The sequence below is a fragment of the Ruegeria sp. AA6 genome (assembly GCF_056542865.1).
This window is the reverse complement of record NZ_JBQGAN010000002.1, coordinates 386,028-404,801: the sequence shown is the minus strand read 5'-3', so window position 1 is coordinate 404,801 and position 18,774 is coordinate 386,028. Positions and strand designations below refer to the sequence as shown.

The window sequence follows — 18,774 nt, the reverse complement described above, 5'->3', positions numbered from 1 at the left end:
CACAAAACGTGAACATGCGTAGAACAAAAGAAAACGCATGACCGACGAGGTGTGAGCAATGCTGACCAAGAAACAGTTGGATTTGTTGGAATTCATCCACAAACGCGTTCAGGCGGACGGTGTTCCGCCCAGTTTCGACGAAATGAAGGCCGCGCTGGATTTGCGCTCCAAATCCGGTATCCACCGGCTGATCACCGCGTTGGAGGAACGTGGCTTTATCCGCCGCCTAGCCCACCGCGCACGCGCAATTGAAATCGTGAAGTTGCCTGAAAGCCTTGGAGGTGAACCTACCGCCGCTTTCAAACCTCGCGTGATCGAAGGCGACAGACCCGAAGGTCCGCGTCCGGCGAACTTTGAACCCGTCTCGGTGGATGCTCTGGAACTGCCCGTAATGGGGCGTATTGCAGCTGGCGTGCCAATCGAGGCCATAAGCCACGAATCCCATCGCGTTGCCGTGCCCGGCAGCATGGTCTCGGGCAAAGGCGATCACTACGCGCTTGAGGTGCGCGGAGATTCGATGATCGACGCCGGCATTAATGATGGCGATGTCGTGGTCATTCGCGAAACCAGAGTGGCGGATAACGGCGACATCGTTGTGGCATTGGTCGAAGATCAGGAGGCTACGCTGAAACGCTTTTTCCGGCGCGGCAATGCCATCGCGCTTGAAGCGGCCAATCCTGCTTATGAGACCCGCGTTCTGCCCGAAGACAAAGTCAAGGTTCAGGGGCGACTGGTCGGTTTGATACGCAGCTACTAAGCGCGTTTTATCGGCGATCTCTGGCTAGTTCCGGCGACCATAGGCGGTGGCCCGTTGTTTCCCTGCTGGTTGTCACCTGCCCTTTTGACAAGGCGAGGCTTCCGGTTTCTTTCAGTCGTTCAGGATCAAACAGGCCACAGTCGCCGACCAGGTCCAGAGCAATTGATGAAACGATTATCTGGTTCTTGTGGCATTCGGAAAACCCCTGAGCAGCTCGTTTACCAGTGATGTGCACCAGCTCCTTTCCGCGCCACACGTAGCGCCGAAGCGTGCCCATTTGGTCTGGCCACCGATCGGCAGCACTGAGCTGACTGACGCCATCGCCATCATTCTCCAACCAAACAGTGGCAATGAATCCACTACCTTTTTCTTTACTCAGTGCCCTGCCGCTTTCGGTCATGACGCCAACCAATCCACCGGAATCGGCGATCAACACCTCAGGCCGCTGTCCTTGACCCCACATCAAAAAGGCCGCCGCGACCGGTACCAAACCAACCCATTTTGCCCAGCCACGCCACAAGGACAACCACAACGCACCCAGTGCAAACATCGGCAAGACATGGTGCGGTGGGCTGACAACGTATCCTTGTGCGCCATCCAGACCCGCAACTTTGTCCGAAACAATCAAGATCCACTGCAGTCCCCCCCCCCCATGACGTTTAACGCAATCGCCTCTAACCCGAATGGGGCCAGCAGCGCGGCGGTAAACGCTGCGGGGACGACGACAATGCCCATGACTGGCACCGAAAGCATATTGGCCAGCAATCCATAGTGAGACATGGTATTAAAATGCGCCGCACCGATCGGAGCGGTCGCCAATCCTGCGATCGCAGACGACAACAACAATCCCATCACGGGTTTCAGCCATTTTGGTCCCGGCAACGGCCCGACATCCCGCAGCCATCCAAACACGGCAACCAGAGCCGTCGTTGCCGCAAAAGACATCTGAAATCCGGGGCTCAATAAGGATTCGGGCCTCAGCACCAAAACGATCAGAGCAGCCACCGCCACAACGCGCAGTGAAATGGCACGACGGTCAATTAGAATGGCCCCCAGCATCACACTGGCCATAACAAAGGCCCGTTCTGTGGCAACGTTTCCACCAGACAACATCAAATAGATTACCGCCGCAACAAGCGCAAAAACCGCCGCCAGTTTGCGAACTGGCACTCTTAAAGCGACGAAGGGAATAGCAGACAAACCCATACGGCAGACCAGAAACACGAAGCCGGTCAATAGCCCCATGTGAAGGCCGGAGATTGCAAGAAGATGGGCAAGGTTCGACGCCCTTAGCGACTTTAACGTCTCTTGCCCCATGCCACTTCGGTCACCAGTGGTTACAGCTGCTGCAAAGCCACCAATCTCTCCGGGAAGGATCTCTCGTACCCGTTTCGAAATTGCCATCCGCCACGCTGTGACACGCACCCCTTCGGCCGCCCTATCCGCAGGCGCGACGGTCATGACCGGCACCCGGGTATAGCCAACAGCACCCAGACGCTGAAACCATGCATGGCGACGAAAATCGAATCCTCCGGGTTCAACCGGACCTTGCGGAGGGGACAGGTGCCCGGTGGTCATGATCCTTTGGCCCGGCTCCAGTGAAAGTGAAACGTCTCCGCCGTGCAAAGAAAGCCGGACGCGCTGCGGCCGGCGGTCTTCGGGCACATCCCCTATACGTACCCGGTCCAGCGTCACCCGCAGCGCATCCGACGCAGACCGATCCAGGGCTACAACCCTCCCCTCGATAGGGCCGTAGTAACGCCATGACAGGACCGGCTCTGCGACCGAGTGGGCCCGCGCACCCGCCAGGACAAACCCAGCCGCGACAAGCGCGCCCCCAATTGCCAACGCAGCCCAGCCTGAACGCAACCTGCGACCGGCCCAGACCAGCGCAGCGACCACGATCAGAAGGCAGACATAGACCTGCCAACCCGGTTCGAACCGGAGGCTGAAATACAGGCCGATGCCGACAGCCAAAAAAATCGGAGACCATTGGAACAGATATCCCGTCTGGTTAAGCAATGCGGCCTCGACCCGTGGCAGAACACGCATGGTTGCCCCCGTCCTTCGGGCTCGTTAGACAGGCGCCAAACTAAGCCCGACACGGTTACCAAAAGGTTAATCCACACAATGTCCGATCAGGTCGTCACCCGTTTTGCCCCCTCTCCCACTGGCTTTCTGCATATCGGCGGCGCGCGCACTGCGCTGTTCAACTGGCTTTATGCCCGTGGTCGTGGGGGTAAATTTCTGCTGCGGATCGAAGACACCGACCGCGAGCGTTCAACGCCTGAAGCAACGGCAGCCATTCTTCAAGGGATGGAGTGGCTTGGATTGGATCACGATGGCGACGTGATCAGCCAATTCGAGGGCGCGGCGCGTCACGCCGAAGTTGCACATCAGCTGCTGGCCGAAGGCAAGGCGTACAAGTGCTTCTCGTCGCAAGACGAAATCGCGGCGTTCCGCGAGCAGGCTCGTTCCGAAGGTAAATCAACCCTCTTCCGCAGCCCGTGGCGAGACGCCGACGCTGCAACGCACCCAGATGAGCCGTTTGTGATCCGCATCATGGCCCCGCAGGATGGCACGACTGTGATCTGCGATCAGGTGCAGGGGGATGTGACCATCCGTAATGATCAGTTGGACGACATGATCCTGCTGCGTTCGGATGGCACTCCGGTCTATATGCTGGCAGTGGTGGTGGACGATCACGACATGGGCGTGACACACGTGATCCGGGGTGACGACCACCTGAATAACGCCGCACGTCAGATGATGATCTATGAAGCGATGGGCTGGGACGTTCCGGTTTGGGCGCATATCCCGCTTATTCACGGCCCCGACGGCAAGAAACTGTCGAAACGTCACGGAGCCTTGGGTGCGCAGGAATATCAGGCGATGGGCTATCCGGCTGCCGGTATGAGGAACTATCTGGCCCGTCTGGGCTGGAGCCACGGGGACGATGAGTTCTTTACCGACGAGCAAGCCAAAGAGTGGTTCGATCTGAACGGAATCGGCAAAAGTCCGGCCCGTTTCGACTTGAAAAAGCTCGAGAATCTCTGCGGCCAGCATATCGCAATTTCAGATGACGCTGCGTTGCGGCAAGAAATCGAAGCCTACCTGGCTGCGGCAGAGCGTCCCGCTCTCACCCAGACACAATCCGGTGATTTGGAGCGCGCGATGTTTTGCTTGAAAGATCGCGCCCGCACATTCCCGGAATTGCTTGAAAAAGCACACTTTGTACTCGCGTCACGGCCGATCGAACCGGATGAAAAAGCAGCTAAAGCCCTGCAATCTGTATCCGACGGTATACTGAAAGAATTGACGCCGCACGTGCAAAATGCTAGCTGGACGCGGAACGAACTGGAGGAAGCCCTTAATGCCTTCGCTGAGGCGCAGGGCGTTAAGTTCGGCAAGCTTGCCGGCCCACTTAGGGCGGCGCTGGCAGGTCGCGCTGTGACCCCTTCAGTCTTTGACATGATGCTTGTGCTGGGGCGCGATGAAACCTTGGCGCGGCTTTCCGACGCAGCAAACTAATCCTGACTTCATATTCAGGTAACGCTGCTCCGCTACGACCGGTCGGCACATTGGTGCATGACCGGAGACCGCGTTACCGATCACTCGCTTGGTGCGCGCATGAACGAAGAAGGGACAAAGATGACCGACAACAATAAATCAGCCACTCTCACCGTACATGGCGAAACATATGAGTTGCCGGTTCACTCGCCAACTGCTGGTCCGGATGTCATCGACATTCGCAAACTGTACGGCCAGGCAGGCGTGTTTACCTATGATCCGGGCTTTACGTCCACCGCAAGCTGCGACAGCACCATCACTTACATCGACGGTGAAAAGGGTGAGCTGCTGCACCGTGGGTATCCGATCGATCAACTTGCAGAAAAATCGCACTTCCTCGAAGTCTGCTACCTGCTGCTGTACGGAGAGTTGCCTGCTGCCAAGGACCTGGAAAAGTTCGAAACCACCATCACCCGCCACACAATGCTGCACGAGCAGATGCAGTATTTCTACCGTGGCTTCCGCCGTGACGCGCATCCAATGGCGATTATGGTGGGTGTGGTTGGTGCCATGTCCGCATTCTATCACGACTCGACCGATATCTCGGACCCGCGTCAGCGCGAGATCGCCTCGCACCGCCTGATCGCAAAGATGCCGACCATCGCGGCATGGGCCTATAAGTACCACACCGGTCAGCCCTTCGTTTATCCGCGTAACGATCTGGACTATGCGTCGAACTTCCTGCGTATGTGCTTCAGCGTTCCAGCCGAGGAATATGAAGTCAACCCGATCCTAAGCCGCGCGATGGACCGTATCTTTACCCTGCATGCGGATCACGAGCAGAACGCCTCGACCTCGACCGTGCGTCTGGCGTCTTCCTCGGGCGCGAACCCATTCGCCTGTATCGCGGCTGGCATCGCTTGCCTGTGGGGTCCGGCCCACGGTGGTGCGAACCAAGCCTGCTTGGAAATGCTGGAGGAAATCGGGTCGGTGGATCGCATCCCCGAATACATCGCCCGCGCCAAAGACAAGAACGATCCGTTCCGTCTGATGGGCTTCGGCCACCGCGTCTATAAGAACTTTGACCCGCGCGCCAAGGTTATGAAGCAGTCCGCCGACGAGGTGCTGGACCTGCTGGGTATCGAAGACAATCCGAAATTGCAGGTCGCTAAGGAACTGGAGCGCGAAGCGCTGGAAGATCCCTATTTCGCCGAGAAGAAGCTGTTCCCGAACGTCGACTTCTATTCGGGCATCATCCTCGAGGCGATGGGCTTCCCAACCTCGATGTTCACTCCGATCTTTGCGCTGTCGCGGACCGTTGGCTGGGTCAGCCAGTGGAAAGAGATGATCGCAGATCCGCAAAACAAGATCGGCCGTCCGCGCCAGCTGTATCTGGGCGAGACCATGCGCGACTACGTTGATATCGAAAAACGCTGAGATTGAATGCGAAAGCCCCGGACCAACGTCCGGGGCTTTTTATATTAGCCTTAACTGATCACCAACCTGAGCAGGCCTTTGAAACAGGTCACATCGCAGCGGTGGTGTTTTTGTTGCGAGACCCAGCCGTTTCACCGCCAAATTGAATCGCTTGGCGATAAGCCCTGCATATTCCCCCTCACCCCGCATGCGATGGCCCCAACGCGGGTCATAGTCCCCGCCCCCATGCATCTCGCGCAGTTTGGACATGATCTTTTCGGCCCGCGCGGGTTCGTGATCTTTCAGCCAGTCCTGCCACAGCTCGGACACTTCACGTGGAAGGCGCAGCATGATCCAGCTGGCGGCATCGGCCCCAGCTTCGCGGCCCGCTTCCAGCAACTGTTCCAGCTCATGATCTGTTAAGCCCGGCACCACCGGAGAGGTCATTACCCGCACTGGCACCCCCGCCCTTGTCAGGCGGCGAATGATGGTCAATCGACGCTGGGGCGATGGTGCGCGCGGCTCCATTCGACGGGACAAATCGGCATCCAGTGTGGTCAGCGAAATCCCCACCCGCACCAGTCCCTTTTGGGCCATTGAGGCCAGAATATCCAAATCCCTTTCAATCAGCGCCCCTTTGGTGACAATCCCGATGGGGTGATTGAAATCTTGCAGCGCCATCAGACAATTGCGGGTGATTTCACGAACCTTCTCAACCGGTTGATACGGGTCAGTATTGGTTCCCAGCGCAATCGTAGCCACTTTGTAAGACTTGCTGGACAACTCTTTGCGCAGGACGTCCGCCGCGTTCGGTCGCGCGATCAATCTCGTTTCAAAATCCAATCCGGGAGATAGCCCGAGGTACGCATGAGACGGGCGCGCAAAACAGTAGACGCAACCGTGCTCACACCCACGATACGGATTGATCGAACGGTCAAACGGCAGATCAGGCGAGCGGTTATAGGTAATCAGGCTGCGTGCGACCTCATCGCGAACATCAGTCCGCAATGTTGGGAGGTCCTCTTCTATATCCCAACCATCATCGCAAGAAACGGTCTCGAATTGTTCGAACCGTCCTGTGACATTTGTGGCGGCTCCCCGGCCCCGGATATGCGGTGCACCCATGTCTGTTCTCTTTTTGTTCCCTCTTGAGGTATAAAGATTACGACACGTTCAGGCAAGCGTCTCATGAAATTTCAGAGGTTTGCTGCAGGATTTACCAAATGCAAACCGTTGAGAGGATTGCAGGATCATCATGCAGAAAATTCTGTCGTGTGGAGTGAAAATCTGACGTATAGGTCGGTCCCGAAACCACTGAGGTCGCAATCGTCACAGTCAAGCTGCGGCGTTTTGGCCAAAAACGAAAAAAATGCCACCACGGGCCTATGGTCCGCACAGCTCAGGGAATTGCCCCATGTCCGATGAAGAAGACATCGTCCTGTCCGAACTAAATGACGACGAACTTGTCGAACAGATGTTCGACGATCTTTATGACGGCCTGAAAGAAGAAATCGAAGAAGGTGTGAACATCCTGCTGGAACGCGGATGGACCCCCTACGACATTCTGACCAAGGCTCTGGTCGGTGGTATGACCATCGTTGGCCACGACTTCCGCGACGGTATCCTGTTCGTGCCCGAAGTTCTGCTGGCCGCGAACGCCATGAAAGGCGGGATGTCGATCCTTAAGCCTCTGTTGGCTGAAACCGGTGCCCCGCGCGTCGGTAAGATGGTCATCGGCACTGTCAAAGGCGACATCCACGACATCGGCAAGAACCTTGTGTCGATGATGATGGAAGGCGCTGGCTTCGAAGTTGTCGATATCGGCATCAACAACCCGGTTGAAAACTATCTGGAAGCGCTTGAGACCGAAGAGCCTGACATTCTGGGCATGTCGGCCCTGCTGACCACAACCATGCCGTACATGAAAGTCGTGATCGACACACTTGTCGAACAAGGCAAGCGCGACGACTATATCGTACTGGTAGGCGGAGCGCCGCTGAATGAAGAATTCGGCAAAGCCATCGGCGCAGACGCATATTGCCGTGACGCGGCCGTGGCAGTTGAAACGGCCAAGGATTTCGTCTCACGCAAGCACAACCAACTGGCCGGCTGATCAGACGAACAATAAGTTCATGGGCCGTCCGGTTTTCGGGCGGCCTTTTTTGTTGATAGGTTGCCGTACAGTTTCCGAGAGGACATCAAATGCAGCAGGAAAAATTGCCAGACGATGCGAGCCTCACAACAAAGGGCTACGAAACCGGCGCACAAGGACAAATCCTGCTGCTGGCGTGTGGTGCTTTGGCGCGCGAAATACTGGATCTGAAGCGCCGGAACGGCTGGGATCACATGGCGCTGACCTGCCTGCCCGCGATCCTCCATATTCACCCGGAAAAGATCACGCAAGCGGTTCAGGACGCCATTGCCAAGAACCGCAATGACTATGACCAGATTTATGTCGTGTACGCAGATTGCGGCACCGGTGGCTTACTTGAGAAAGCCTGCGCGGAACTTGGTGTTGAGATGGTCAAAGGCCCGCATTGTTATTCCTTTTTCGAAGGGAATCAGGCCTTTGAGGCAAGGGGCGACGATGAAACCACTGCGTTTTACTTGACCGATTTCCTAGCCCGGCAGTTCGACGCCTTTGTCTGGAAACCCCTTGGCCTGGATCGCCATCCCGAACTGCGTGATATGTATTTTGGCAATTACACCAAGCTGGTCTATCAGGCGCAAATCGACGACCCGGAACTCACGTCCCGCGCCCGCGACTGTGCCGAGAAAATGGGTTTAGAGTTCGAACGCCGCTTTACCGGTTATGGCGATCTTGAAACGACATTGACGGAATGGGCGACCCGCAATCCAAACACCTGATCCGTGTCAGGCGTTTTCTTGCGCGACTTCGCGGATACGTTCGATCATGGACCGCAGCCCGTTCGAGCGTTGCGCCGACAAGTGATCATTCAATCCCAGCCTTGCTAGTTCTCCGCCAGCGTCGACCTTCGGAACCTCGCTGACGGGCAACCCGTTATACAGCGACCGCAACACCGCGATTAGACCGCGAACGATCAACGCGTCGCTGTCACCATCGAACCGGAAAACCCCGCCTTCGATGATCGGGTGTAGCCAAACCTGGCTAGCGCAGCCATGAACCTTCGTGGCCGGTACTTTCAACGCGTCGTCCAGCGGGTCCATCGCCTTGCCCTGATCGATGACATGACGGTACCGGTCTTCCCAATCCTCGAGAAACTCGAAATCCTCAACGATTTCTTCAAAGGCAGGCGTTGCCATTTGCGGCGGTCCTTTTGTTGCGATTACAATTGTGACCTATGCCTCCCATCAATGCCTGTCCACCCCCCAGTGTGGCTTTTCAAGCTTCAGAATTTACGGTAACCCATTGCTGGAATTACTGCACTGGACGTGGAGACCATGAAAAAATCATTTACTGTTCTATTGGTTGCCACCCTGCCCCTGTCCGCTTGCAGTGGCTGGAGCGAGTCTCGGGTCAATCCGTCCAACTGGTTTGGTTCCAGCGCACCGGCTGCTCCGGTTGCAGTGTCAGCAAATGACCCCAATGCACTTGTTCCGCAAGACAAGGAGCGCCGGGGCCTGTTTGCAGGATCAGAGGCCCCCGACACGAGTGTTCCAATCGCCAAGATTGATGAACTCCGCATTGATCCCACACCATACGGGGCAATTGTGTATTCGGCCGGCACCGCATCCCGGCAAGGGGCTTATGACGCGCAGCTTGTGCGCGTTGAAAGTGAAGAAAATCAAAAGAACGGCGTTCTAGAGTTCACCTTCCGGGTGACATACCCCGAAAGAGCTACCAATCAGGGAACCGAGCGCTCTCGCATGGTTTCAGACGCCATCAATGTTAGCCGCGAAGACCTGCAGAATACTCGATTGGTACGAGTTGTAGGGCAACAGAACGCTCTGGAATCGCGGCGCCGATAGTCGGCTTTAAAGCGCTACTACTTTGACGTTTTGGCCCTTGGCGGCCAGTGCGATCTTGCCCTCACAGAGTTTCAGGGCATCCTCACCGAACACCTCGAACCGCCAGCCTGACATGGCAGGCAGCTCGCGCTCTCCTGCGGCAATCTGGTCCAGTTCGGAACTGGTGGCGATCAGCTTGGCGGCCACGCCTGAGCTTTCGGTTTTGGATTTAAGCAGCACACGCAGCAAATCGGCCAGCGCAGGGTTTACCTTTAGCTTGTCCCTACTGTTATCGACGCTTGGCAACTGATCGGCAGGGCAGTTCACCCCTTTTTGCACCGCTGCCAAAATACCATCGGCAATCGCGCCCCTCCGCGCCTCGCGTAGCAACAAGCGCGATCCGCCCAGATCGGACGGGGATTTGGGTTTGGTCGAGGCCAACTCAATCAGCGCGTCGTCCTTGAAAACCCGGCTGCGCGGGACGTTGTTTTTCTGCGCATAAGCCTCGCGGAATTGCGCAAGCTCCCGCACCACGGCCAGAAACTTGCCCGAGTTTGTCCTGGTTTTCACGCGTTTCCACGCGTCCTCGGGGCGAATATCATAGGTTCCGGGCTGCGTCAGCGTCTGCAGTTCCTCGGCCACCCAATGGCTGCGCTGAGTCTTAATCAGTTGCGCGGCCAGGAATTCGTAGATCTGACGAAGGTGGGTTACATCGGCCAAGGCGTAAGTCTTTTGCGCCTCGGACAGAGGTCGCCGGGACCAATCCGTAAAGCGAGAGGTCTTGTCGACTCCCTGCTTGCAGATCTTACGCACCAGCGTCTCATATCCGACCTGTTCACCAAACCCGCAGACCATTGCCGCCACCTGCGTATCGAATAGCGGCTTGGGGAATACCTCTGCTTCGACCCAGAAAATCTCAAGGTCCTGACGCGCGGCGTGAAAGACCTTTACTACGTTTTCATTACCGAACAGTTCGTATAGCGGGTCCAGCGACAAACCATCAGCCAGCGGATCGACCAATACGGCGCTGTCTTCGTCGTCGGATGGGACGGCCAACTGAACCAGACAGAGTTTCGAATAGTAGGTTCTTTCGCGCAGAAACTCGGTGTCTACTGTAACATAGTCGTATTCCGCGGCGGCCTTGCAGAAATCGGCCAGCTCTTGCGTCGTTGTCAGGGTTTTCATGCGCCGTGCTGTTCTTGCTCTTGTTTTCTTTGGCTGATCATCTCATCCGTACCCAGCCGTAGTGCAGACCATAGGCCGATTATGACGCACGTGTAAATCACCCCGAGACGTTCAAGGCAGCAACACCGGAGTCCGATCCCCACTGGCGTAACGGCGCAACACTGCGGGGTAGAGTTTATGTTCCCAAACCAACACTCGTGCGGCCAATGCGCCGGGCGTGTCGTCAGGTTTGATGTTCACCCGCGCCTGCCCCAGAATAGGGCCGTCATCCAGCGCTGCCGTAACCTCGTGAACCGAACATCCATGCTCTGCATCCCCGGCCTCTAACGCGCGAGCATGAGTGTTGAGACCTTTGTATTTCGGCAGCAGTGACGGATGGATGTTCAGCATGCGGCCCTGAAAGTGCGAGACGAAATCACCTGTCAAAACCCGCATAAACCCTGCAAGGCAAACGATGTCCGGTTGCGCCGCCTCCAGCGGCTTCAGCAACTCGGCCTCAAAGGCCGCGCGGTCACCCTTGAACGGGCGGTGATCGACCGCGGCCGTCTGAATGCCGCGCTCGGCGGCCTTTTTCAGCCCGCCCGCCTCGGCGTCATTTGACAGCACCAAACAAGGACGTGCCGGGTGGTCGCCGACCATGCCGTCGACCAACGACACCATGTTGGACCCACCCCCAGAAATCAGGATGGCGACACGCTTGTTGCTCACAGCAATTTGCCCGAATAGGCCATACCCGGCGTATCGGTGACGGTGCCGAGACGCGAAACCGTTTCACCAGCCTCAGCCAGCAGCACGGCCAATTCGTCGGCGCGGTCTTCGGCACAGACGACGATCATGCCAATGCCGCAGTTGAAGGTCTTCAGCATCTCGGCCTCGGCGATGCCACCGGTTTCGGCCATCCAGCGGAAGACTGGCGGCAAGTCCCACGCGTTCAGGTCAATCTCGGCCCCCAGCCCTTTGGGCAGAACGCGCGGCAGGTTCTCGGTCAAGCCGCCTCCGGTGATATGGGCCAGCGCATGCACACCCCCTGCCCGGATCGCCTGCAGCGCCTGCTTTACGTACAAGCGCGTAGGCGTCAGCAGCGCCTCACCCAGAGTACCCTCACCAAAGGGCGACGCCGCATCCCAGCCAAGGCCCGACATTTCAACAAGTTTGCGCACCAGCGAATAGCCGTTGGAATGCACCCCGTTCGAGGCCAGACCTAACAGAACATCGCCCTGCTGCACGTCGGCAGGCAAATGCGTGCCCCGCTCCATCGCGCCGACCGAGAACCCGGCCAGATCGAAATCACCATCGGGGTACATGCCGGGCATCTCGGCCGTCTCTCCGCCGATCAGGGCGCAACCGGACTGCACACAACCCTCGGCAATGCCTTCAATGATCCGCGCTGCGGTGTCGGTGTCGAGCTTACCGGTGGCGAAATAGTCCAGGAAGAACAGAGGCTCAGCCCCCTGACAGATCAAGTCGTTTACACACATCGCCACCAGATCGATGCCAACGCCGTCAACCACGCCAGTGTCGATGGCGATCCGCAGTTTGGTGCCCACACCATCAGTCGCGCCAACCAGAATCGGATCCTGATACCCGGCATCCTTCAGATCGAACAGGGCACCAAATCCGCCCAGCCCGCTCATCACGCCAGAGCGGTTGGTCCGCTTGGCCGCAGGCTTGATCCGGTCGACCAGAGCGTTGCCCGCATCAATATCAACGCCTGCATCGGCATAGGTGATTCCGTTCTTGCCCGTCGTCATGGCCAGCCCCTTATGAATGGTTCTCGCGCGGGTTAGTCGATTGTGCGACATGTTGCAACGGTCAGGCTTGACGCGGCTGTTCACCGTGGTAGTCAAAGCTCCATGGCGGGCCTGTAGCTCAATTGGTTAGAGCAGAGCGCTCATAACGCTTTGGTTGCGGGTTCAAGTCCTGCCGGGCCTACCAAATCCTCGCCTTTTGTGATGTTTCACCAACGTACGAGTCGCGCCGTTCTTGTGTCTTGCGCTCAAATCGCTTTCTCTAAACTTGAGAGGCGACAAGCGAGGTCATTCGGACATGGTTGAAACGACTCAGCCCACGACCGACCTTTTCATCATCGTCACGCCCAGTTTCAACATGGCGGCCACGATGGACTTCATCGACCCCTTTCGGGCCGCTAACTATCTGGATGGTCGGGTCTACTTCAAATGGCAAATCGTTTCGGAACCCGGCGGGGTTTGCGTATCCAGCAACGGTGTTGGCGTTGAAACGCAGGCGCTGAGCGATCTTAAGCCCATACAGCCCGACATCGCCATTGTCTCAACCAGTTGGAACCCGGAAAAGCACATGACCGACCGCCTTGGCAGCACGCTGCGCCAATGGGCGCGATCAGGGGCAACTTTGGGTGCGCTGGACACAGGCGCATTTGTGCTGGCTCAGGCCGGATTGTTGAAGGGGCGGCGCGCAACAGTTCACTATGAACATATCGACGCGTTTCAGGAGCTTTATCCGGAAATTGAAGTGGTCGAGAATCTATATGCTCTGGACGGAAACCGGATCACGTGCTGCGGCGGTTCGGCGTCGGTGGATTTCGCGCTGCAGATCGTTCAGGGAATCCATGGCAGTGCGCTGGCAAACGCAGCCGCTCGGTACGTCTTTCACGACCGGTTGCGGGGACCTGCGGCCATGCAGCAGCCCGAAGGCAGCGAGCCGTTGGGAACTCTGGTACCAGCGACACTGAAAACGGCAATTCAGGTGATGGAGGCCCACCTGGAAGACCCCCTGCCCATTCCTGAAATCTGCGATCTGGCCGGTATCTCACATCGCCAACTTGATCGGCTGTTTGCGACCTACATAAAGAAGACCCCGGCGCTTTATTATCGCGATATTCGGCTGGATCGGGCGCGCGGGTTGGTAACGCAGACCGAGCTGCCAATCGCTCAGGTCGCGATGGCGTCGGGCTTTGCCAGCCAAGTTCATTTCAGCCGGTCCTACAAAGATCGTTTTGGCTTACCGCCCAGTCAGGACCGGATCGAGGGCCGCGTGCCCTTCGAATACCGCGCCTGGCCGATGCACCGAAAGCCAAAGGCATAACTTTGCCGAACGGCCATTTAAGTCAACTGGGTGGCGCAAAAAGTTAAGCGCCAGTCTGAATTTGCGAGGAACATACACCGAGAAATAATCTTCCGGGCCCGTCCCGGGCGAGTTACGTGGAGCCCCCAACAATGACCGCGCTACCGTCCAAAGAGCAATTCGACAGAATCTCCGATGGGTTCAGCACCGACCCGTTCAACACGCAGTCCTTGAAGGCTGAGGCCTATGTGGACCCGGCGTGGCATCAGGTGGACCTAAACGGCATTCTCGCCAAAACGTGGCAATGGGTGTGCCATGTAGAAAAGTTGCGCGCGCCGGGGTCATTTGTGACCGTCGAGATAGCGAACCGTCCGATTGCGGTGGTCCGCGACCGCGAGGGCACGTTGCGCGCCTTCTACAACGTCTGCAAACACCGCGCCCATCATCTACTGTCTGGCGAGGGCGAAACGACCCGCATCATGTGCCCCTATCACGCTTGGGTCTACAAGCTGGATGGTCAGTTGGTCCGCGCGCCCGAAACCGAGAGCCTGACCAATTTCAACACAAAAGACATTTGTCTGGATCAGGTGCAGGTCGAGGAGTTCGCAGGTTTTGTATACGTCAACCTCGACCCTGACGCGCGGCCCTTGCACGAGGTCTCAGGCAATCTGGAAACCGAAATTCGCCACTGGGCACCGGATATCGAGAACCTGACCTTCGGCCACCGGTTGACCTATGACATTAAGTCGAACTGGAAAAACGTCGTCGACAATTTTCTGGAATGCTACCACTGCCCGACCGCACATAAGGACTTCTGCGATCTGGTCGACATGGACACCTACAAGGTGACCACCTACGGCATCTATTCCAGCCATATGGCCGAGGCGGGCAAGGGCGCGAACACTGCCTATGATGTCTCGAATGCAACCGTGCGGACGCACGCCGTGTGGTGGTTGTGGCCCACGACCTGCTTGATGCGCTATCCGGGGCGGTCGTCGATGATCGTTCTGAACATCATTCCGATAGGCCCGGATCGGACGCTGGAAACCTATGACTTTTTCCTGGAAACTCCCGAACCGGACGAGGCAGAACTGGAAGCGATCCGCTATCTCGACGAGGTTCTACAGCGCGAAGACATCGACATCGTCGAAAGCGTTCAGCGCGGGATGAGCACGCCTGCCTTCACCCAAGGGCGGATCGTACATGACCCGAATGGCTCGGGCAAATCCGAGCATGCTGTGCACCACTTCCACGGGCTGGTTCTGGACGCCTACACGCAGGCCGCGCCGTGAGACAGCCCAATATCGTTGTGGTCATGGCCGACCAACTGGCGCCGCACTTCTGCGGCGCTTACGGCCATCCGACGGTGAAAACACCCCACATGGATGCGCTGGCTGCGCGAGGCATGCGCTTTGATGCAGCCTATTGCAACTCACCGCTCTGCGCCCCGTCGCGCTTTGCCTTCATGTCCGGGCAACTGATCAGCCGCATCGCCGCCTATGACAATGCCAGCGAGTTTCGCGCTTCGGTGCCGACCTTTGCACATTACCTTCAGGCGTTGGGCTATCGCACCTGCCTGTCGGGCAAGATGCACTTTGTCGGCCCCGACCAAAAACACGGATTTCAGGATCGGGTGACCACCGACATCTATCCGTCCGACTTCGCCTGGACCCCGGATTGGGAGGCCGCGGACGAGCGCATCGACAAGTGGTATCACAACATGCAGACGGTCAAGGAAAGTGGTGAGGCCATCGCCACCTTCCAGACCGACTATGATGACGAAGTCGAATTCGCCGCCCGTCGTTGGCTGATCGACCGGGGCCGCGACCGGGCTGCTGGAGATGAGTCTCCGTTCTGTCTGGTGGCCAGTTTCATCCACCCACATGATCCCTATGTGGCGAAGCCGGAATGGTGGAACCTTTACACCGACGACGACGTTCCCATGCCGGAATTTACCCTGACCCCCGACGAACAGGACCCATTCTCTCGCCGTGTGATGGACGGGATTGAGGCGAGCCATATCCCCCTGACCGAGGAGGAAGTCCGCCGTGCCCGCCGCGCCTATCTGGCGAATGTCAGCTATTTCGACAGCAAGCTGGGCGCGATTGTTAAGGCTTTGAACGAGATCGGAGAGTTGGGCAACACCATCGTCATCGTCACCGCCGACCACGGAGACATGCTGGGCGAGCGTGGGCTGTGGTACAAGATGAACTTCTTCGAACACTCTGCCCGCGTGCCACTGATTATGGCCGGTCCCGGAGTTGCGCAGGGCACGGCGTCGAACGCTTGCTCGCTGCTCGATTTGCTGCCGACTTTCGTTGAAATCGCCGGGGGAAGCGAAGCGATGTTCGGAGAGCCGGTGGACGGCCGCTCACTGATGCAATTAGCGCGCGGAGAAGCCGACGCGGTTGACGAGGCCATCGGTGAATATTGCGCCGAGATGACGCCCTACCCGGTTTTCATGATCCGCACCGGGCCGTTGAAATATATCCACTGCGACCCTGACCCCCCGCAACTTTACGACCTGTCCATTGATCCACTGGAAAAGGTGAACCGCGCGCAAGACCCGGATTACGCCGACCAAACCGCGCAATTCGCAGCCCGCGTCGCGCAGCGCTGGGACAGTGAAAAACTGCGCGCCGACGTAATTGCCACGCAAAAATCCCGCCGCGCCCTGCATGCCGCGATGGAGGCCAACCCGGTCGAAAGCTGGGACTACAACCCGCCGCGCGATGCCACCCAGGAATATGTGCGCAACCACATGGATTGGACGGTTGCAGCGACGCGCTATCGCTATCCCCCGTTGAAGGAGACAGAAGAATGATGCTGAAAGGCAAAACTGCCCTTGTCACCGGCGGACGAGGTGGGATCGGACGCGCCATCGTCGCCCGATTCCTGCGAGAAGGCGCGCGGGTTTACGCGGCTGATTTAACGCCCCAAGGGTCGTTGGCCATGCATGACGATGACGGCAGCATCTTCGTCAAACTTGACGTGACGCAGGAGGCCGACGCCATATCGGCGATGGAACGGGTGTCAAACGACGCGGGCCAGTTGGACATTTTGGTCAACGCCGCCGGGATTGAGATCGAGAAAACCATCGAAGAAACCTCGCTGGAGGAATGGAACCTGTCCTTTGCGGTTAACGTGACAGGCACCTTTCTGACCTCGAAACACGCCCTGCCCCTGATGCGGAAGGCGACGACGAACGGAACCGCCTCGATCATCAACTTCGGCAGCTATGACGGGTTTATTGCTGATCCCGGACTCGCCGCCTATTGCGCGACCAAAGGCGCGGTGCACGCGTTGACCAAGGCGATGGCCTGCGATCACGGCCCCGAAGGTATTCGCGTCAATGCCATCTGCCCCGGCTATGTCGACACCCCCATGCTGCAAAGCTTTTTTACCGGTGACGGATCGGGCGGCGGAGGTAAAACCATCGACCAACTTCAACAGGCCGTGCGTGATGTGCACCCGATGCGCACCTACGGCACACCCGAGGATATCGCCAATCTGGTCAACTGGCTGGCCTCGGACGAGGCCCGCTATGCCAGCGGACAACTCTGGGTTCTGGACGGAGGGCTGAGCGCACAAGTTCAGCAGATGAAGCTATGAAAGTTGTGAAATCAAGCCAAGCCAACACCAAACCGGCATCCGGTGATCTATTCCTTGGTGACGGGATCACCTTTGCCCCTCTGGCTGGTCTCTCGGAAACCAAAGACGTCGAACTCTACATCGTGAACTTTGGCGCTGGTGAGCGTAACCGGGTGCATATCCACAAAGTTGATCAGGTTCTGATTGCAACGGTTGGCCGCGGCATCATCGCTGACGAGAATGGTGAACAGATCATGGAGCCCGGTGATGTGGTGACGATACCTGCGGGCCATCCGCATTGGCACGGCGCAACGTCGGACAGCGCCTTTTCTCACATCACTGTAGCGCGGCCCGGCGATGTCATCACAATCGTGGATCAAGACCCGCGCGGCGCGTGGGGCGCGCCCTCATGACCAAACCAGTCATCATTACTTGTGCCCCGACTGGCGGCATCCACACGCCGACTATGTCGGAATACCTGCCGATCACGCCGACCGAAATCACCGACGCCAGCATTGGCGCGGTCGAGGCCGGAGCCTCGATCATCCACCTGCACGCCCGCGATCCCGAAACCGGCAAACCCGACCCGGACCCCGAATTGTTCATGCAATTCCTGCCACGGATCAAACAGGCGACCGGCGCTGTGATGAACGTCTCGACTGGCGGCGGCTTGGGCATGACGCGCGAGGAACGCCTGCGTGCCGCCCTGCGGGCCAGTCCCGAAATGGCCAGCATGAACATGGGGTCAATGAATTTCGGCATCTTCCCGATGATGCAGAAATACTCGGGCTGGAAACATGATTGGGAACCCGAGTTTCTGGACATGACCCGCGACTTCATCTTCCGCAACACTTTCGCGGATATCGAATACGCGATGAAGGAACTGGGCGACGGCCACGGCACCAAGTTCGAGTTCGAATGCTACGACCTGAGCCACCTCTACAACCTCGCCTGGGTAGTTGATCAGGGCTGGGTTAAACCGCCGTTCTTCATCCAGATGGTGTTTGGAATTCTGGGCGGCGTCGGAGCAGACCCCGACAACCTGATGCACATGCACACCATTGCCGAAAAGCTATTCGGCGGCAGCTATGAATGGTCGGTTCTGGCCGCGGGTCGTCACCAGATGGCGTTTACAACACAGGCCGCGATCCTTGGCGGCAATGTGCGGGTTGGGCTGGAGGACAGCTTGTATATCGGCCCCGGCGAAAAGGCGAAATCTAACGCCGATCAGGTGCGCAAAATCCGCTCGATCATCGAAAACCTTGGCCTGACAGTCGCGACACCGGACGAGGCACGCCAACGGCTGGGACTGAAAGGCAGCGACCAGACCGCGTTCTGATGGG

19 protein-coding genes and 1 tRNA gene are annotated in these 18,774 nt (G+C 57.8%); 13 read left to right on the top strand and 7 right to left on the bottom strand.

Annotation, left to right across the window (positions count from 1 at the left end):
- Positions 1 to 58 precede the first annotated feature (58 nt).
- The gene (gene lexA, locus ACR0LN_RS04995) at positions 59 to 757 is read left to right on the top strand and encodes a transcriptional repressor LexA (RefSeq protein ID WP_480428150.1); all 699 of its coding nucleotides are present in this window, start codon (positions 59 to 61) and stop codon (positions 755 to 757) included.
- Between the two features lie 7 nt (positions 758 to 764).
- Here lexA and ACR0LN_RS04990 read toward each other — a convergent pair whose 3' ends face one another.
- Entirely contained in the window at positions 765 to 1,193 is a 429-nt protein-coding gene (locus ACR0LN_RS04990; protein ID WP_480428149.1) for a hypothetical protein, read from the bottom strand.
- 188 nt (positions 1,194 to 1,381) lie between these two features.
- Positions 1,382 to 2,809 (bottom strand): ComEC/Rec2 family competence protein, encoded by a 1,428-nt coding sequence (locus tag ACR0LN_RS04985; RefSeq protein WP_480428147.1) that lies wholly within the window; start codon positions 2,807 to 2,809, stop codon positions 1,382 to 1,384.
- 78 nt (positions 2,810 to 2,887) lie between these two features.
- On the opposite strand from ACR0LN_RS04985, the gene gltX reads away from it, so the two are divergent.
- A complete protein-coding gene (gene gltX / locus ACR0LN_RS04980) occupies positions 2,888 to 4,288 on the top strand; it encodes a glutamate--tRNA ligase (protein ID WP_480428146.1) in 1,401 nt (466 codons plus the stop codon).
- Positions 4,289 to 4,408: 120 nt separating this feature from the next.
- Positions 4,409 to 5,704 (top strand): citrate synthase, encoded by a 1,296-nt coding sequence (gene gltA, locus ACR0LN_RS04975; RefSeq protein ID WP_480428364.1) that lies wholly within the window; start codon positions 4,409 to 4,411, stop codon positions 5,702 to 5,704.
- A 39-nt stretch (positions 5,705 to 5,743) separates the two neighbouring features.
- Here the strand turns inward: gltA and ACR0LN_RS04970 are convergent, their stop codons facing one another.
- A complete protein-coding gene (locus ACR0LN_RS04970; RefSeq protein WP_480428145.1) occupies positions 5,744 to 6,808 on the bottom strand; it encodes a PA0069 family radical SAM protein in 1,065 nt (354 codons plus the stop codon).
- 289 nt (positions 6,809 to 7,097) lie between these two features.
- Between ACR0LN_RS04970 and ACR0LN_RS04965 the strand changes: the two genes are divergently transcribed.
- On the top strand, positions 7,098 to 7,796 hold the full coding sequence (locus ACR0LN_RS04965) for a corrinoid protein (protein WP_480428143.1): 699 nt from the start codon (positions 7,098 to 7,100) through the stop codon (positions 7,794 to 7,796).
- 89 nt (positions 7,797 to 7,885) lie between these two features.
- Entirely contained in the window at positions 7,886 to 8,551 is a 666-nt protein-coding gene (locus ACR0LN_RS04960) for a DUF1638 domain-containing protein (RefSeq protein ID WP_480428141.1), read from the top strand.
- A gap of 6 nt (positions 8,552 to 8,557) precedes the next feature.
- On the opposite strand, the gene ACR0LN_RS04955 is transcribed toward ACR0LN_RS04960, so the two are convergent.
- Complete coding sequence (locus ACR0LN_RS04955; protein WP_480428140.1) at positions 8,558 to 8,968, bottom strand: SufE family protein; 411 nt, start codon at positions 8,966 to 8,968, stop codon at positions 8,558 to 8,560.
- Positions 8,969 to 9,106: 138 nt separating this feature from the next.
- Between ACR0LN_RS04955 and ACR0LN_RS04950 the strand changes: the two genes are divergently transcribed.
- Positions 9,107 to 9,634 carry a hypothetical protein gene (locus tag ACR0LN_RS04950; protein ID WP_480428139.1) on the top strand — a complete coding sequence of 176 codons (528 nt, stop codon included), beginning with the start codon at positions 9,107 to 9,109 and terminating at the stop codon, positions 9,632 to 9,634.
- 6 nt (positions 9,635 to 9,640) lie between these two features.
- On the opposite strand, the gene rnd is transcribed toward ACR0LN_RS04950, so the two are convergent.
- From rnd to purM, 3 genes are all read right to left on the bottom strand, one after another.
- Entirely contained in the window at positions 9,641 to 10,798 is a 1,158-nt protein-coding gene (rnd, locus tag ACR0LN_RS04945; RefSeq protein ID WP_480428137.1) for a ribonuclease D, read from the bottom strand.
- Positions 10,799 to 10,909: 111 nt separating this feature from the next.
- Positions 10,910 to 11,506 (bottom strand): phosphoribosylglycinamide formyltransferase, encoded by a 597-nt coding sequence (purN, locus tag ACR0LN_RS04940; RefSeq protein WP_480428136.1) that lies wholly within the window; start codon positions 11,504 to 11,506, stop codon positions 10,910 to 10,912.
- The gene (purM, locus tag ACR0LN_RS04935) at positions 11,503 to 12,549 is read right to left on the bottom strand and encodes a phosphoribosylformylglycinamidine cyclo-ligase (protein WP_480428135.1); all 1,047 of its coding nucleotides are present in this window, start codon (positions 12,547 to 12,549) and stop codon (positions 11,503 to 11,505) included. Before purM ends, purN begins: the two co-directional genes overlap by 4 nt.
- 107 nt (positions 12,550 to 12,656) lie before the next feature.
- Between purM and ACR0LN_RS04930 the strand changes: the two genes are divergently transcribed.
- From ACR0LN_RS04930 to kce, 7 genes are all read left to right on the top strand, one after another.
- Positions 12,657 to 12,733 (top strand) — tRNA-Ile (locus ACR0LN_RS04930).
- Positions 12,734 to 12,844: 111 nt separating this feature from the next.
- Positions 12,845 to 13,861 (top strand): GlxA family transcriptional regulator, encoded by a 1,017-nt coding sequence (locus ACR0LN_RS04925; RefSeq protein ID WP_480428134.1) that lies wholly within the window; start codon positions 12,845 to 12,847, stop codon positions 13,859 to 13,861.
- A 131-nt stretch (positions 13,862 to 13,992) separates the two neighbouring features.
- Positions 13,993 to 15,132, top strand: a complete 1,140-nt coding sequence (locus tag ACR0LN_RS04920; RefSeq protein ID WP_480428132.1) for an aromatic ring-hydroxylating oxygenase subunit alpha — start codon at positions 13,993 to 13,995, stop codon at positions 15,130 to 15,132.
- Entirely contained in the window at positions 15,129 to 16,664 is a 1,536-nt protein-coding gene (betC, locus tag ACR0LN_RS04915; RefSeq protein WP_480428131.1) for a choline-sulfatase, read from the top strand. The genes ACR0LN_RS04920 and betC overlap by 4 nt, the downstream gene beginning before the upstream one ends.
- A complete protein-coding gene (locus ACR0LN_RS04910; protein WP_480428129.1) occupies positions 16,661 to 17,452 on the top strand; it encodes an SDR family NAD(P)-dependent oxidoreductase in 792 nt (263 codons plus the stop codon). Before betC ends, ACR0LN_RS04910 begins: the two co-directional genes overlap by 4 nt.
- On the top strand, positions 17,449 to 17,844 hold the full coding sequence (locus tag ACR0LN_RS04905; protein WP_480428128.1) for a cupin domain-containing protein: 396 nt from the start codon (positions 17,449 to 17,451) through the stop codon (positions 17,842 to 17,844). The genes ACR0LN_RS04910 and ACR0LN_RS04905 overlap by 4 nt, the downstream gene beginning before the upstream one ends.
- On the top strand, positions 17,841 to 18,770 hold the full coding sequence (gene kce / locus ACR0LN_RS04900; RefSeq protein ID WP_480428127.1) for a 3,5-dioxohexanoate:acetyl-CoA acetone transferase: 930 nt from the start codon (positions 17,841 to 17,843) through the stop codon (positions 18,768 to 18,770). Before ACR0LN_RS04905 ends, kce begins: the two co-directional genes overlap by 4 nt.
- The last annotated feature ends 4 nt before the right edge of the window (positions 18,771 to 18,774 follow it).